At 59.4% G+C, this 14,716-nt stretch carries 12 protein-coding genes; 8 read left to right on the top strand and 4 right to left on the bottom strand.

Features of this window, described 5'->3' with window-relative positions; genetic code table 11:
* Nucleotides 1-114: 114 nt before the first annotated feature.
* The 4 genes from gyrB to dnaA are packed head-to-tail and all read right to left on the bottom strand — an operon-like array spanning nt 115 to nt 6,335.
* On the bottom strand, nt 115-2,535 hold the full coding sequence (gene gyrB, locus HU719_RS12165; RefSeq protein ID WP_186517608.1) for a DNA topoisomerase (ATP-hydrolyzing) subunit B: 2,421 nt from the start codon (nt 2,533-2,535) through the stop codon (nt 115-117).
* Nucleotides 2,536-2,539: 4 nt separating this feature from the next.
* A complete protein-coding gene (gene recF / locus HU719_RS12160) occupies nt 2,540-3,643 on the bottom strand; it encodes a DNA replication/repair protein RecF (protein ID WP_186517606.1) in 1,104 nt (367 codons plus the stop codon).
* Nucleotides 3,644-3,658: 15 nt separating this feature from the next.
* The gene (gene dnaN, locus HU719_RS12155; RefSeq protein ID WP_186517604.1) at nt 3,659-4,762 is read right to left on the bottom strand and encodes a DNA polymerase III subunit beta; all 1,104 of its coding nucleotides are present in this window, start codon (nt 4,760-4,762) and stop codon (nt 3,659-3,661) included.
* Between the two features lie 40 nt (nt 4,763-4,802).
* Entirely contained in the window at nt 4,803-6,335 is a 1,533-nt protein-coding gene (dnaA, locus tag HU719_RS12150; RefSeq protein ID WP_186517602.1) for a chromosomal replication initiator protein DnaA, read from the bottom strand.
* Nucleotides 6,336-6,944: 609 nt separating this feature from the next.
* Between dnaA and rpmH the strand changes: the two genes are divergently transcribed.
* From rpmH to HU719_RS12110, 8 genes are all read left to right on the top strand, one after another.
* Nucleotides 6,945-7,079: a 50S ribosomal protein L34 gene (rpmH, locus tag HU719_RS12145; RefSeq protein WP_003253163.1), complete on the top strand. Its 135-nt coding sequence runs from the start codon at nt 6,945-6,947 to the stop codon at nt 7,077-7,079.
* Between the two features lie 13 nt (nt 7,080-7,092).
* Nucleotides 7,093-7,497, top strand: a complete 405-nt coding sequence (rnpA, locus tag HU719_RS12140) for a ribonuclease P protein component (RefSeq protein WP_186517662.1) — start codon at nt 7,093-7,095, stop codon at nt 7,495-7,497.
* Entirely contained in the window at nt 7,490-7,735 is a 246-nt protein-coding gene (yidD, locus tag HU719_RS12135; RefSeq protein ID WP_078477749.1) for a membrane protein insertion efficiency factor YidD, read from the top strand. The genes rnpA and yidD overlap by 8 nt, the downstream gene beginning before the upstream one ends.
* A 2-nt stretch (nt 7,736-7,737) precedes the next feature.
* Entirely contained in the window at nt 7,738-9,411 is a 1,674-nt protein-coding gene (gene yidC / locus HU719_RS12130; RefSeq protein WP_186517600.1) for a membrane protein insertase YidC, read from the top strand.
* 84 nt (nt 9,412-9,495) lie between these two features.
* Nucleotides 9,496-10,866: a tRNA uridine-5-carboxymethylaminomethyl(34) synthesis GTPase MnmE gene (gene mnmE, locus HU719_RS12125; protein WP_186517598.1), complete on the top strand. Its 1,371-nt coding sequence runs from the start codon at nt 9,496-9,498 to the stop codon at nt 10,864-10,866.
* 496 nt (nt 10,867-11,362) lie between these two features.
* Nucleotides 11,363-13,255 carry a tRNA uridine-5-carboxymethylaminomethyl(34) synthesis enzyme MnmG gene (gene mnmG / locus HU719_RS12120; protein WP_186534848.1) on the top strand — a complete coding sequence of 631 codons (1,893 nt, stop codon included), beginning with the start codon at nt 11,363-11,365 and terminating at the stop codon, nt 13,253-13,255.
* A complete protein-coding gene (gene rsmG, locus HU719_RS12115) occupies nt 13,252-13,902 on the top strand; it encodes a 16S rRNA (guanine(527)-N(7))-methyltransferase RsmG (protein WP_186517593.1) in 651 nt (216 codons plus the stop codon). The genes mnmG and rsmG overlap by 4 nt, the downstream gene beginning before the upstream one ends.
* 18 nt (nt 13,903-13,920) lie before the next feature.
* Entirely contained in the window at nt 13,921-14,712 is a 792-nt protein-coding gene (locus HU719_RS12110) for a ParA family protein (protein ID WP_186517590.1), read from the top strand.
* Nucleotides 14,713-14,716: the final 4 nt, after the last annotated feature.

The following is a 14,716-nucleotide window of genomic DNA, read 5'->3' as shown; positions in this document are numbered from 1 at the left end:
CGGAGCGGCCTTTCGCCGCGATGGGCTGCGGGGGCAGCGCTGGCGTTCACTACAGCGAAAACAAGAAAGCCCGCATACGCGGGCTTTCTCATACAGCAGGTTCTACCCGGGTAATCAGAAGTCCAGGTTGGAAACCGACAATGCGTTGCTCTCGATGAAGTCACGGCGTGGCTCGACCGCATCACCCATCAGGGTGTTGAACAGTTGGTCCGCACCAATGGCGTCTTCGATGGTGACTTTGAGCATGCGGCGTACAGCCGGGTCCATGGTGGTTTCCCACAGCTGGTCCGGGTTCATCTCACCCAGCCCTTTGTATCGCTGGATGCTGTGACGCTTGGTGCTCTCGTTCATCAGCCAGGCCAAGGCCTCTTTGAACTCGGTCACGGCCTTGCGACGTTCGCCGCGCTGCACGTAGGCACCTTCACCCAGCAAGGTCGCCAACCTGGAACCCAAGGCAACCACAGTACGGTAGTCGTTACTGCCGAAGAAATCCCGGTTGAAGGTGACGTAGCTGGCCATGCCGTGGGAGGTCACTTCGACTTCCGGCAGCCAGACGTTGCGCTCTTTGTCTTCGCGCAGGCTGGTCGAATAGCTCAAGCCGGACTTCTGGCAACCGTTCAGGCGCTCTTGAAGCCTGGCCAACCAAGCCTTCATGACCTCATGGTCGCCCAACTGATCCAGGGTGACTTCCGGCAGGTAGATGAAGTGCTCGGTCAGCTCTTCAGCGTACAGGCGCGAAAGGCGCTTGAGGGTCTTGGTGACCGAACGGAATTCGTTCACCAGGGCTTCAAGCTGTACACCCGAAACCGGTGGAGCCGATTCGTCGAGGTGCAGGCTGGCATCCTCGAGGGCCGACTGGGTCATGTATTCCTCCATGGCCTCGTCGTCCTTGATGTACTGCTCCTGCTTGCCCTTCTTCACTTTGTACAGTGGTGGCTGGGCGATGTAGATGTAGCCGCGCTCGACCAGCTCCGGCAACTGACGGAAGAAGAAGGTCAGCAGCAGGGTACGGATGTGCGAACCATCGACGTCAGCATCGGTCATGATGATGATGTTGTGGTAGCGCAGCTTCTCGATGTTGTACTCGTCACGGCCAATGCCACAGCCAAGGGCGGTGATCAGCGTGCCGACTTCCTGCGAAGAAATCATCTTGTCGAAACGGGCTTTCTCGACGTTAAGGATCTTGCCCTTCAACGGCAGGATTGCCTGGGTTCGACGGTTACGGCCTTGCTTGGCCGAACCACCTGCGGAGTCACCCTCCACCAGGTACAGTTCGGAAAGGGCAGGGTCCTTCTCCTGGCAGTCGGCCAACTTGCCTGGCAAGCCGGCGATGTCCAGCGCGCCTTTACGGCGGGTCATTTCACGCGCCTTGCGCGCAGCTTCACGGGCGCGTGCAGCGTCGATCATCTTGCCAACGACCGCTTTGGCTTCGTTGGGGTTTTCCAGCAGGAAGTCGGAGAAGTACTTGTTCATCTCCTGTTCCACGGCGGTTTTCACCTCCGAGGAAACCAGCTTGTCTTTGGTCTGCGAGCTGAACTTCGGGTCCGGCACTTTGACCGAGATAATCGCGGTCAGGCCTTCGCGGGCATCGTCACCCGTGGTGGCAACCTTGTTCTTCTTGGCCAGGCCTTCCTGCTCGATGTAGCTGTTCAGGCTACGGGTCAGCGAAGAGCGGAAGCCGACCAGGTGAGTACCACCGTCGCGCTGCGGAATGTTGTTGGTGAAGCACAGCAGGTTTTCGTTGAAGCTGTCGTTCCACTGCAACGCGACTTCAACACCCACGCCATCTTCACGCTGCACGCTGAAGTGGAAAATCTGGGAGTTAACCGGGGTCTTGTTGGTGTTGAGGTAGTCAACGAACGCGCGCAGGCCACCTTCGTATTTGAAGAACTCTTCCTTGCCGCTGCGCTCATCCTTCAACAGGATGCCGACACCGGAGTTCAGGAACGACAGCTCGCGGATACGCTTGGCGAGGATGTCCCAGCTGAAGTGAATGTTCTTGAACGTTTCGGCCGAAGGTTTGAAATGAATGTGAGTACCCGTGTGCTCACTTTCGCCAACGATGGCCATCGGTGCCTGTGGCACGCCATGCACGTAGGTCTGTTCCCAGACCTTGCCGCTACGGCGAACGGTCAGTACCAGTTTCTCGGACAGGGCGTTCACTACCGAAACACCTACGCCGTGCAGACCGCCGGAAACCTTGTAGGAGTTGTCGTCGAACTTACCGCCGGCGTGCAGCACGGTCATGATGACCTCGGCTGCCGAAACGCCTTCTTCTTTGTGCACGTCGACCGGGATGCCACGGCCGTTGTCACGGACGCTGATGGATTCGTCCGGGTGAATGATGACGGTGATGTCGTCGCAGTGACCGGCCAAGGCTTCGTCGATGGAGTTGTCGACCACCTCGAACACCATGTGGTGCAGGCCGCTACCGTCATCGGTGTCGCCAATGTACATGCCGGGACGCTTGCGTACGGCATCCAGACCTTTCAGCACTTTAATGCTGGAAGAGTCGTACGTTTGATTTTCGCTCATGCCTTCACTCCCGATGGACGTGGGTCTGGGTGATACGGCCTTGTTCCACGTGGAACAAAGCAACTGGCGTTTCCTTCTGCCAGCCTTCCCTCAGAAATTCGTGGTCTACACAGGTGATGAACACCTGGCAGTTCAATTCTTCAAGCAAGCGGCACAGGGCACGGCGATGCTGTTCGTCCAACTCGGACGGCAAGTCATCCACCAGATAAATACACTGACCGCGGCGGACCTGGCTCACCAGGTGCCCTTGGGCAATTCGCAGCGCACACACCACAAGCTTCTGCTGCCCTCGCGAGAGGATGTCAGCGGCGTTGTTGGCGCCCAATCGAAGACGTAAATCTGCGCGCTGCGGGCCAGCTTGGGTGTGCCCCATCTGTTGGTCGCGGAGCACGGAGGTTGCGAGGACTTCACTGAGTTCTCGGTCCTTGTCCCAGCCGCGGTAGTAGCTCAGGGTCAAACCTTCCAGCTCGACCAATTCGCTCAGGGTACGCTCGAAGACCGGCTTCAAAGCCGCGATGTAGGTGCGACGGTATTCATCTATTTCCGCACTGGCCAGACATAACTCCCGGTCCCAGGCGGCTTGCGAAACGGCGTCAAGTGTACCATGCCGGAGCCATGAGTTCCGCTGCCGCAGGGCCTTCTGCAGGCGCTGCCAAGTGGCCATGAAGCGAGGTTCCACGTGGAACACTCCCCAATCCAGGAACTGCCTGCGGATTTTTGGGGCGCCTTCGAGCAAGCGGAAGCTGTCCGGGTTGATCAACTGCAGCGGCAGCATCTCGGCCAGTTGCGCCGCACTGCGTGCGTTCTGGCCATCGATGCGAATAGTGAAATCGCCCTGACGCTCCCGCGAAACACCCAGGTTACTGGTGCCACCCTCTGCCAGCGCGACTTGCCCGAATACCGTGCAGGTTGGTTGTTCGTACTGGATGACCGGGTTCAGACGAGTGCTGCGGAACGAGCGCGCGAGACCGAGCAGGTGCACAGCCTCCAGCACGCTGGTTTTACCGCTGCCGTTGTCGCCGTACAGGATGTTGATGCGGGGGGAGGGAGAGAGGGTCACCGGGTGCAGGTTGCGCACCGCGGTGACCGAAAGCCGTAGAAGGGACATTTGGCCTGCTAAAGGTTACAGGCGCATCGGCATGACAACGTAAGCCGAGTCGTCATTGCCGGCTTCCTGCAGCAGGGCGCTGCTGTTGGAGTCGGACAGAATCAGGCGAACTTGTTCAGTCGTCATCACACCCAGCACGTCCAGCAGGTAGCTGACGTTGAAACCAATCTCCAGCGAACTGCCTTCGTACTCGACGCTGATCTCTTCTTCGGCTTCTTCCTGCTCCGGGTTGTTAGCCTGGATTTTCAGTTGGCCGGCGGCCAGCTGCAGGCGAATGCCACGGTACTTTTCGTTGGACAGAATCGCGGTGCGGCTAAACGCCTCACGCAGGGCCTGGCGATCGCCGACCACAGTCTTGTCGCCGCCTTTGGGCAGCACGCGCTCGTAGTCCGGGAATTTACCGTCGACCAGTTTGGAGGTGAAGGTGAACTCACCGGTGGTCGCGCGGATGTGGTGCTGGCCCAGGACGATACTGACCATGCCTTCCGGGTCGGTCAGCAGGCGCGCCAGCTCAAGGATACCCTTGCGCGGCACGATGACCTGGTGACGGTCGGCCTGGCCGATTGCAGCGTGCATGGCGCACAGGGCCAGACGGTGCCCGTCGGTGGCCACGGCGCGCAGCGTGTCGGTGGAAACTTCAAGCAACATACCGTTGAGGTAGTAGCGCACATCCTGCTGGGCCATGGCAAAGCTGGTGCGCTCGATCAGACGGCGCAGCTTGCTTTGCTCCAGGTTGCAGGTCAGCGAGCCCGGGCCTTCTTCCACAGTCGGGAAGTCGTTGGCAGGCAGCGTCGACAGGCTGAAACGGCTGCGACCGGCTTTGACCAGCAACTTCTGCTCGTCGACCTTGATGTCGATAAGCACGTCGCTCGGCAGACTCTTGCAGATGTCCATCAGCTTGCGCGCAGGCACAGTAATCTCGCCGGGCTCGGCCGGCTCTTCCAACTGCACACGGCCAACCAGTTCGACTTCCAGATCGGTACCGGTCAACGACAGTTGCTGACCTTGGACGACCAGCAGGACGTTGGACAGGACCGGCAAGGTCTGGCGGCGCTCGACGACGCCTGCGACCAGTTGCAGGGGTTTCAACAGGGCTTCGCGTTGAATGGTGAAATGCATGGTCTAGTCCCTTGCCTTCAATAAGCTGCGCAGACGGCCATCAGGTCGTCAGCGTACGCAGCAGGTTCTTGTAGTCCTCGCGGATGTCCGCGTCGGATTCCTTAAGTTCGTTGATCTTGCGGCAGGCGTGCAGCACGGTGGTGTGATCGCGACCACCAAACATGTCGCCGATTTCCGGCAAGCTGTGGTTGGTGAGCTCTTTCGACAATGCCATGGCCACCTGGCGCGGACGCGCGACCGAGCGCGAACGGCGCTTGGACAACAGATCGGAGATCTTGATCTTGTAGTACTCGGCCACGGTGCGCTGGATGTTATCCACACTCACCAGCTTGTCCTGCAACGCCAGCAGGTCTTTCAGCGATTCGCGAATCAGCTCGATGGTGATGTCGCGGCCCATGAAGTGCGAGTGGGCGATAACCCGCTTGAGTGCGCCTTCGAGTTCACGCACGTTGGAACGGATACGCTGGGCGATGAAGAATGCGGCATCGTGCGGCAGTTCGACCTTGGCCTGATCGGCCTTCTTCATCAGGATCGCCACGCGGGTTTCAAGCTCAGGCGGCTCTACAGCCACCGTCAGGCCCCAACCAAAGCGCGATTTCAAGCGCTCTTCCAGGCCTTCGATCTCCTTGGGGTAGCGGTCGCTGGTGAGAATCACCTGCTGCCCGCCTTCAAGCAGTGCGTTGAAGGTGTGGAAGAACTCTTCCTGCGAACGCTCCTTGCGGGCGAAGAACTGGATATCGTCGATCAACAGCGCATCCACCGAACGGTAGAAGCGTTTGAATTCGTTGATCGCGTTCAGCTGCAGCGCCTTGACCATGTCGGCGACGAAGCGCTCCGAATGCAGGTACACGACCTTGGCATTCGGGTTCTTCTTCAGCAGGTGGTTACCCACAGCGTGCATCAAGTGGGTTTTACCCAAGCCCACACCGCCATAAAGGAACAGCGGGTTGTAGCCATGCTTGGGGTTGTCTGCCACCTGCCAGGCAGCGGCACGCGCCAACTGGTTCGATTTACCTTCGACGAAGGTTTCGAAGGTAAAGGTGCGGTTCAGATAACTGGTGTGCTTGAGCGCACCTTCTACCTGGACAGTGCGTTGCTCGGTCCGCCCAGGCGCTACCGGAGGCCCGCCAGCCGAACCCATGCTGTCAAAGCTGTCGCGCGAAGTAGGCGGTTCGACTTCTTCGAGCACTAACTGGGCAACGGGCGCTGCAACCGGCTCGCTGGCCACGGCAACCGGTGCCGCTGGCTGGGCAGCGGGCTGTTGGGCAAGGGAAGCCGCCATGGCCGCGCTGACTGGCGCGTTGGGAGCTGCACGTGCAGCCGAACTGCGTCGGCTGCCTATTAATAAGGAAAGCGCCGGCGCGATGCCGGTGCCGTGTTCGCCCAACAGCTCGAGCAGACGACCCAGGTATTTTTCATTTACCCAATCGAGCACAAAGCGGTTAGGCGCGTAGATGCGCAACTCGTCGCCTTCGGCTTCGACCTGTAGCGGACGGATCCAGGTGTTGAATTGCTGGGCAGGCAGTTCATCGCGCAGAAGCTCCACGCACTGCTGCCAAAGTTCCACTGACACGGATATCCCCTGAGTTGAAAGCCGGATGAGGCAAAACAAACCGCCATTGTACCGGGGCGGTAGCCAGTTATCCACATAAGAGGACAGCTCTGGACGCGACAAAAGCGTCAAATCGCGACTGAAATACCACAGACGGCATGTGAATAAGCCCTGTGGATAACGGCACTTGAGGGCTATGCACAACCCTGGGTTCAACCCTGTGGATAAAACCCCTGTGGATAAACACCCATTCGATACACAGGTTGTACCCATGCGCAGCACAGACAGAGCACCTGTTTCGGACAAGGTTTCGGATCTCTGTACATACCGAAAATACTGGGCTGTAACCGGTTATCCACAGAAGGAGGCGTGCTTAAGCTTTATAAGTTCTTCAGAAAAGCTTTTTATATGCCTCTTTATTTTTTTCATATTGAGTGTCTGTCTGCATGGCCGTCCCGTACCCTGGGTAAAAACCGTGCCCAGGCAAAACCGACGTCCAGTGGCCGTGAACGACCTTCCATAAGGAAACGCTGGTTGGAAATTGACCTACGAGCTTGCTTTCTCTAGAATCGCCGGTCTCTTAAAAGGGGGCCATTCCGGCCCGTCGTCGACAAACCCAGGTAACACGCCATGAAACGTACTTTCCAACCAAGCACCATCAAGCGCGCCCGCACCCACGGTTTCCGTGCCCGTATGGCAACTAAGAACGGCCGCGCCGTACTGTCGCGTCGTCGTGCCAAAGGCCGTAAGCGTCTGGCCATTTGATTTTTCGGCACAGGTGGTGAGTCAGGACTTCAGTCGGGAAAAGCGACTGCTTACACCCCGGCATTTCAAAGCGGTCTTCGACTCCCCAACCGGCAAGGTTCCAGGGAAAAACCTGCTTATCCTTGCTCGCGAGAACGGCCTGGATCACCCACGCCTCGGCTTGGTGATCGGCAAGAAGAGCGTAAAGCTCGCCGTTCAGCGCAATCGCCTGAAACGCCTGATGCGCGATTCGTTCCGTCTGAACCAGCAATCGCTGGCTGGGCTGGATATCGTGATCGTTGCACGCAAGGGGTTGGGCGAAGTGGAAAACCCAGAATTGCACCAACACTTTGGCAAGCTCTGGAAGCGACTGGTCCGCAGTCGACCCTCTCCAGCGGTCAATGCCGATCCTGCAGGGGTAGACAGTCACGATGCGTAAACTGGCCCTCGTTCCGATCCAGTTCTACCGTTACGCCATCAGTCCTCTGATGGCCAGTCACTGTCGTTTCTATCCCAGCTGCTCCTGTTACGCATACGAAGCCATCGAAAACCATGGCTTGTGGCGTGGTGGGTGGCTGGCCGTTCGTCGCCTGGGGCGTTGTCATCCGTGGAACGACGGCGGTTTCGATCCCGTTCCTCCCGCTCCTTCCTCCCGAACTTCTTCGATAGCCGAGTAATCATGGATATTAAACGCACGATCCTGATCGTCGCCCTGGCAATCGTGTCCTACGTCATGGTCCTCAAGTGGAACCAGGACTACGGCCAGGCTGCCTTGCCGACTCAGCATACTGCTGCCCCAGCGCTGCCAGACACGGTGCCTGCCGGTAATAATTCCGGTACCAGCGCCGATGTACCAAGCGCCAATGCCGAGTCGACCCCGGCAGAAATCGCCCCGGTTGCACTCAGCAAGGATCTGATCCGGATCAAGACCGACGTCCTGGAACTCGCTATCGACCCAGTCGGTGGTGACATCGTCCAGCTGACTCTGCCGCAGTTCCCGCGTCGCCAGGACCACCCGGAAATCCCGTTCCAGCTGTTCGATAACGGCGGCGAACGTGTTTACCTGGCGCAGTCCGGCCTGACCGGTACCAACGGCCCGGATGCCCGCAGCGGCGGTCGCCCGCTGTATGCCGCCGAGCAGAAAAGCTTCCAGCTGGCCGACGGCCAGGACCAACTGGTCGTGGACCTGAAGTTCAGCGAGAACGGCGTCAACTACATCAAGCGCTTCAGCTTCAAGCGCGGTGAGTACGACCTGACCGTCAGCTACCTGATCGACAACCAGAGCAGCCAAGCCTGGAACGGCAACCTGTTTGCCCAGCTCAAGCGTGACGCCAGCTCCGATCCATCGTCGAGCACCGCCACCGGTACTGCTACCTACCTGGGCGCCGCCCTGTGGACAGCTGCCGAGCCGTACAAGAAAGTGTCGATGAAAGACATGGACAAGGGCGGTTTGAAAGAAACTGTGGCTGGCGGCTGGGTTGCCTGGCTTCAGCACTACTTCGTGACTGCGTGGATTCCGGCCAAGTCGGACAACAACACCGTGCAGACCCGCAAGGACAGCCAGGGTAACTACATCATTGGTTACACCGGCCCAGCCCTTAGCGTCCCTGCCGGCGGCAAGGCCGAAACCAGCGCCGTGCTGTACGCCGGCCCGAAGATCCAGTCCAAGCTCAAAGAGTTGTCCCCAGGCCTGGAACTGACCGTCGACTACGGCTTCCTGTGGTTCATCGCTCAGCCGATCTTCTGGCTGCTGCAACATATCCACAGCCTGCTGGGTAACTGGGGCTGGTCTATCATCGTTCTGACCATGCTCATCAAGGGCCTGTTCTTCCCGCTCTCGGCTGCCAGCTATCGTTCGATGGCGCGCATGCGTGCCGTAGCGCCGAAGCTTGCCCAGCTCAAGGAACGCTTCGGTGACGATCGCCAGAAGATGTCCCAAGCGATGATGGAGCTGTACAAGAAAGAGAAGATCAACCCGCTGGGTGGCTGCTTGCCGATCCTGGTGCAGATGCCGGTGTTCCTGGCCCTGTACTGGGTACTGCTGGAAAGCGTAGAAATGCGCCAGGCCCCCTGGATGCTGTGGATTACCGACCTGTCGATCAAGGATCCGTTCTTCATCCTGCCGATCATCATGGGCGCCACCATGTTCATCCAGCAGCGCCTGAACCCAACCCCGCCGGATCCGATGCAGGCGAAGGTCATGAAAATGATGCCAATCATCTTCACCTTCTTCTTCCTGTGGTTCCCAGCTGGCCTGGTGCTGTACTGGGTTGTGAACAACTGCCTGTCGATTTCGCAGCAGTGGTACATCACTCGCCGTATCGAAGCCGCGACTAAAAACGCCGCAGCTTGACGGGCTACTGAACTAGCCTGTGAATAAAACGCCCCTTCGTGGGGCGTTTTTGTTATCTGTTGTAACCGTCTAGAGGCTTCGAGCATGAACACTGTGCGTGAAACCATCGCTGCCATCGCCACCGCCCAGGGCCGCGGCGGTGTCGGCATTGTCCGTTTGTCGGGTCCGCTGGCCAGCCAGGCCGGGCAAACCATCACGGGGCGCACGCTGACACCGCGCCATGCCCACTACGGCCCGTTCCGCGACGCCGACGGCCTGGTGCTGGATGAAGGCATTGCGCTGTATTTCCCGGGGCCGAACTCGTTTACCGGCGAAGATGTGCTGGAGCTCCAGGGCCACGGCGGCCCAATTGTCATGGACATGCTGCTGCAGCGCTGTTTGCAGCTTGGTTGCCGGCTGGCACGCCCAGGTGAGTTCAGTGAGCGTGCGTTCCTCAACGACAAGCTCGACCTGGCCCAGGCAGAAGCGATTGCCGACCTCATCGAGGCCAGCTCCACCCAGGCGGCACGCAATGCCCTGCGTTCGCTGCAGGGCGCGTTCTCCAAGCGTGTACACAGCCTTACCGAAGCGCTGATTGCTCTGCGCATCTACGTCGAGGCGGCCATCGATTTCCCCGAGGAAGAAATCGACTTCCTTGCCGATGGCCACGTGCTGAACATGCTCGACACTGTGCGCGCGGAGTTATCCACAGTGCAGCGCGAAGCCGGGCAGGGCGCATTGCTGCGTGATGGCATGACGGTTGTGATTGCCGGGCGGCCGAATGCCGGCAAATCGAGCCTGCTCAACCAGCTGGCAGGCCGCGAAGCTGCCATCGTGACCGACATCGCCGGCACCACCCGGGACATCCTTCGCGAACATATCCACATCGATGGCATGCCGCTGCACGTGGTCGACACCGCAGGGTTGCGCGATACCGACGACCATGTGGAAAAGATTGGTGTGGAAAGGGCGTTGAAAGCTATCGGTGAGGCCGATCGGGTGCTGCTGGTGGTGGATTCCACAGCGCCAGAAGCCAGTGACCCGTTTGCCCTGTGGCCTGAGTTTCTCGATCAACGGCCAGACCCGGCCAAAGTCACGCTGATTCGCAACAAGGCGGACCTCAGCGGCGAGCGGGTGGGCCTTGAGCAAAGCGAAGATGGGCATGTGACGATTACCCTCAGTGCCCGTGATTCAGACGTGGGCCTGGAGCTGCTGCGCGACCACCTTAAGGCCTGCATGGGTTATGAACAGACCGCTGAAAGCAGCTTCAGCGCCCGTCGCCGGCACATGGAGGCGCTGCGCCAGGCCAGCGAGCACCTTGAACACGGGCGCGCACAGCTGACGTTGGCGGGTGCAGGTGAGTTGTTGGCTGAAGATCTGCGCCATGCGCAGCAGGCACTGGGCGAGATTACCGGTGCGTTCAGCTCGGATGATTTGCTGGGTCGCATCTTCTCGAGCTTCTGTATCGGCAAATAGAACAAGCAGCTGTGGATGAAACCGCCCTTGATGGGCGGTTTTTTTTCGTCTGCAGGAAAGGCGAGAGCGCGAAACGCAGGTGATATTGCATCAACAGGGAAAAAACTCGCGGATAAGCTCTGTGGACAACTGACCTTTAGCTCAGTTGATAACCGTGCTTTTTTGTTGAGGAAAAAGGCACCTGTTGATAACCATCAGTTTCATCCACAGGCTATACGCGCCTATCCAGAACCCTCAACCCCAGTCGGACACAGGGTTTTGAAACGCTACATGCCTTATGGATATTGGCCTGTAGAGCTTTATCCACAGAAAAGGTGCTGTGTATAAATAAACATAAAAACAAAGCTTTTATAAATTTTTTCTCTTTGTTTACTTTTACCTGCCACTCATCCACAGACTGGTCAAATTTTGCTCAGACGGTTTCTTTGAAGGGGTCTAAGTCCCTATACTTGTCGGCTTACCTTCTCTATTCGCAAAAACAGGCACGAGGTGCGTGGTGGATTTCCCTTCCCGTTTTGAAGTGATCGTCATCGGCGGCGGCCATGCCGGTACCGAGGCTGCGCTTGCGTCGGCACGCATGGGTGTGAAAACCCTGCTGTTGACCCATAACGTGGAAACCCTCGGTCACATGAGCTGCAACCCCGCCATTGGTGGCATCGGCAAGAGCCACCTGGTCAAGGAAATCGATGCGCTCGGCGGCGCCATGGCACTGGCTACCGACAAGAGCGGCATCCAGTTCCGGGTTCTGAACAACCGCAAAGGCCCAGCCGTACGTGCCACTCGGGCACAGGCCGACCGCGCCATCTACAAGGCCGTGGTGCGCGAGATTCTGGAAAACCAGCCAAACCTGTGGATATTCCAGCAGTCCTGTGACGACTTGATCGTCGAGCAGGACCAGGTCAAGGGCGTGGTCACGCAAATGGGCCTGCGTTTCTTTGCAGACTCGGTCGTGTTGACCACCGGCACCTTCCTGGGTGGACTTATCCACATCGGCTTGCAAAACCATTCGGGCGGCCGCGCCGGTGACCCACCGTCGATTGCCTTGGCACACCGCATGCGTGAGTTGCCGCTGCGTGTTGGCCGCCTGAAAACCGGTACCCCGCCGCGTATCGATGGCCGTTCTGTGGATTTCTCGGTGATGAGCGAACAGCCAGGCGATACGCCGATTCCGGTGATGTCGTTCATGGGCAACGCACAGATGCATCCGCGTCAGGTCAGCTGCTGGATTACCCACACCAACGCGCGCACCCACGACATCATCGCCTCGAACCTCGACCGTTCGCCGATGTACTCCGGTGTGATCGAAGGCGTGGGCCCGCGCTACTGCCCGTCGATCGAAGACAAGATCCACCGCTTCGCCGACAAGGACAGCCACCAGGTGTTCATCGAGCCTGAAGGCCTGACCACCCACGAGCTGTACCCCAACGGTATTTCCACCTCGCTGCCGTTCGACGTGCAGCTGGAGTTGGTGCGCTCGATCCGCGGCATGGAAAACGCCCACATCGTGCGCCCGGGCTACGCCATCGAGTACGACTACTTCGACCCGCGTGACCTGAAATACAGCCTCGAAACCAAAGTCATCGGCGGCCTGTTCTTCGCCGGCCAGATCAACGGCACCACCGGCTACGAAGAAGCCGGCGCCCAGGGCCTGCTGGCCGGCACCAACGCTGCGCTGCGCGCGCAGGGCCGCGAAAGCTGGTGCCCACGGCGTGACGAGGCCTACATCGGCGTGCTGGTCGACGACCTGATTACCCTGGGTACCCAGGAGCCGTATCGCATGTTCACCTCGCGCGCCGAATACCGGTTGATCCTGCGCGAAGACAACGCCGACCTGCGTCTGACCGAGAAAGGCCGCGAGCTGGGCCTGATCGACGACCAGCGCTGGGCCGCCTTCTGCGCCAAGCGCGATGGCATCGAGCGCGAAGAACAGCGCATGAAGACCACCTGGGTGCGCCCAGGGACGGCGCAAGGCCAGGCCATTGTGGATAAGTTCGGCACGCCGCTGGCCCACGAGTACAGCCTGTTGAACCTGCTGGCTCGCCCGGAAATCGACTACGCCGGCCTGATCGAGGCCACTGGCGGCGAGCAGCTTGACCCGCAGGTGGCCGAGCAGGTCGAGATCAAGACCAAATACGCCGGTTACATCGACCGTCAGCAGGAAGAAATCGCCCGGCTGCGTGCCAGCGAAGACACGCGCCTGCCTGTGGATATCGACTACACGTCGATCTCCGGGCTGTCCAAGGAGATCCAGGGCAAGCTCGGCCAGACCCGCCCTGAGACCCTCGGCCAAGCGTCGCGTATTCCTGGCGTAACCCCAGCGGCCATTTCGCTGCTGCTGATTCATCTGAAAAAACGCGGCGCTGGCCGCGAATTGGAGCAAAGCGCTTGAGTTCTCCGGTTACCCCGCAACACGCCGAAGAGTTGTCCACAGGTGCGCGTCAGCTCGGTGTCGAGCTGAGCGCGCAGCAGCACGAATTGCTGCTCGGCTACCTGGCCCTGTTGATCAAATGGAACAAGGCCTACAACCTGACCGCCGTGCGCAACCCGGACGAGATGGTTTCACGCCATCTGCTCGACAGTCTCAGCGTCATGCCGTTTATCCACAGGGACGCCCAGCGTTGGCTGGACGTCGGCAGCGGTGGCGGCATGCCGGGTATCCCATTGGCCATCCTGCATCCGCACAAGCAGGTGACCGTGCTCGACAGCAACGGCAAGAAGACGCGCTTCCTCACCCAGGTGAAAATGGAGCTGAAACTGGACAACCTCACAGTTATCCACAGCCGTGTCGAAGACGTTCAGCCCGAGCAGCCGTTCTGCGGAATCATCTCCCGCGCCTTCAGCAGCATGGAGAATTTCACCAACTGGACCCGCCACCTGGGTGACGCCCGCACGCAATGGCTTGCAATGAAGGGGCTGCATCCTGCCGATGAACTGGTAGCATTGCCCGCAGACTTCACAGTGGATAGCGAGCAGGCCCTGACCGTTCCAGGTTGCCAGGGCCAGCGCCATCTGCTGATACTGCGCCGCAAGGCATGACTGGGAACACACGCAACAATGGCTAAGGTATTCGCAATCGCGAACCAGAAAGGTGGTGTGGGCAAGACCACCACCTGTATCAATCTCGCCGCATCGCTGGCTGCGACCAAGCGTCGTGTGCTGCTGATCGACCTCGATCCACAGGGCAACGCCACCATGGGCAGCGGTGTGGATAAACACGAGCTCGAGCAATCGGTGTACGACCTGCTGATCGGGGAATGCGACCTGGCCCAGGCCATGCAGTACTCCGAGCACGGCGGCTACCAGTTGTTGCCGGCCAACCGCGATCTCACCGCGGCCGAAGTTGTGCTGCTGGAAATGCAGATGAAGGAAAGCCGCCTGCGCAATGCGCTGGCGCCGATCCGTGACAACTACGATTTCATCCTCATCGACTGCCCACCGTCGCTGTCGATGCTCACCCTCAATGCCTTGGTCGCCTCCGATGGCGTGATCATCCCCATGCAGTGCGAGTACTACGCGCTGGAAGGCTTGAGCGACCTTGTGGATAACATCAAGCGCATCGGCGCCAGGCTCAACCCTGCGCTGAAGATCGAAGGCCTGCTGCGTACCATGTACGACCCGCGCCTGAGCCTGAACAACGACGTTTCGGCGCAGCTCAAGGAACACTTCGGCGATCAGCTGTACGACACTGTGATCCCGCGCAACATCCGCCTGGCCGAGGCGCCGAGCTTCGGCATGCCGGCGCTGGCCTACGACAAGCAGTCGCGCGGCGCGCTGGCCTACCTGGCACTGGCCGGGGAGCTGGTTCGCCGTCAGCGCCGCCCTTCACGCACTGCACAAACAACTTAAGGAA

Origin of the sequence: Pseudomonas farsensis, from assembly GCF_014268805.2 — a bacterium.
Classification (GTDB): domain Bacteria; phylum Pseudomonadota; class Gammaproteobacteria; order Pseudomonadales; family Pseudomonadaceae; genus Aquipseudomonas; species Aquipseudomonas farsensis.
This window is presented reverse-complemented; position numbering and strand designations above follow the sequence as displayed.

Coding starts and splice junctions, on each gene's coding strand:
- gyrB (WP_186517608.1), bottom strand. CDS start 2,535: ATGAGCGAAAATCAAACGTACGACTCTTCCAGCATTAAAGTGCTGAAA.
- recF (WP_186517606.1), bottom strand. CDS start 3,643: ATGTCCCTTCTACGGCTTTCGGTCACCGCGGTGCGCAACCTGCACCCG.
- dnaN (WP_186517604.1), bottom strand. CDS start 4,762: ATGCATTTCACCATTCAACGCGAAGCCCTGTTGAAACCCCTGCAACTG.
- rpmH (WP_003253163.1), top strand. CDS start 6,945: ATGAAACGTACTTTCCAACCAAGCACCATCAAGCGCGCCCGCACCCAC.
- yidD (WP_078477749.1), top strand. CDS start 7,490: ATGCGTAAACTGGCCCTCGTTCCGATCCAGTTCTACCGTTACGCCATC.
- yidC (WP_186517600.1), top strand. CDS start 7,738: ATGGATATTAAACGCACGATCCTGATCGTCGCCCTGGCAATCGTGTCC.
- mnmE (WP_186517598.1), top strand. CDS start 9,496: ATGAACACTGTGCGTGAAACCATCGCTGCCATCGCCACCGCCCAGGGC.
- HU719_RS12110 (WP_186517590.1), top strand. CDS start 13,921: ATGGCTAAGGTATTCGCAATCGCGAACCAGAAAGGTGGTGTGGGCAAG.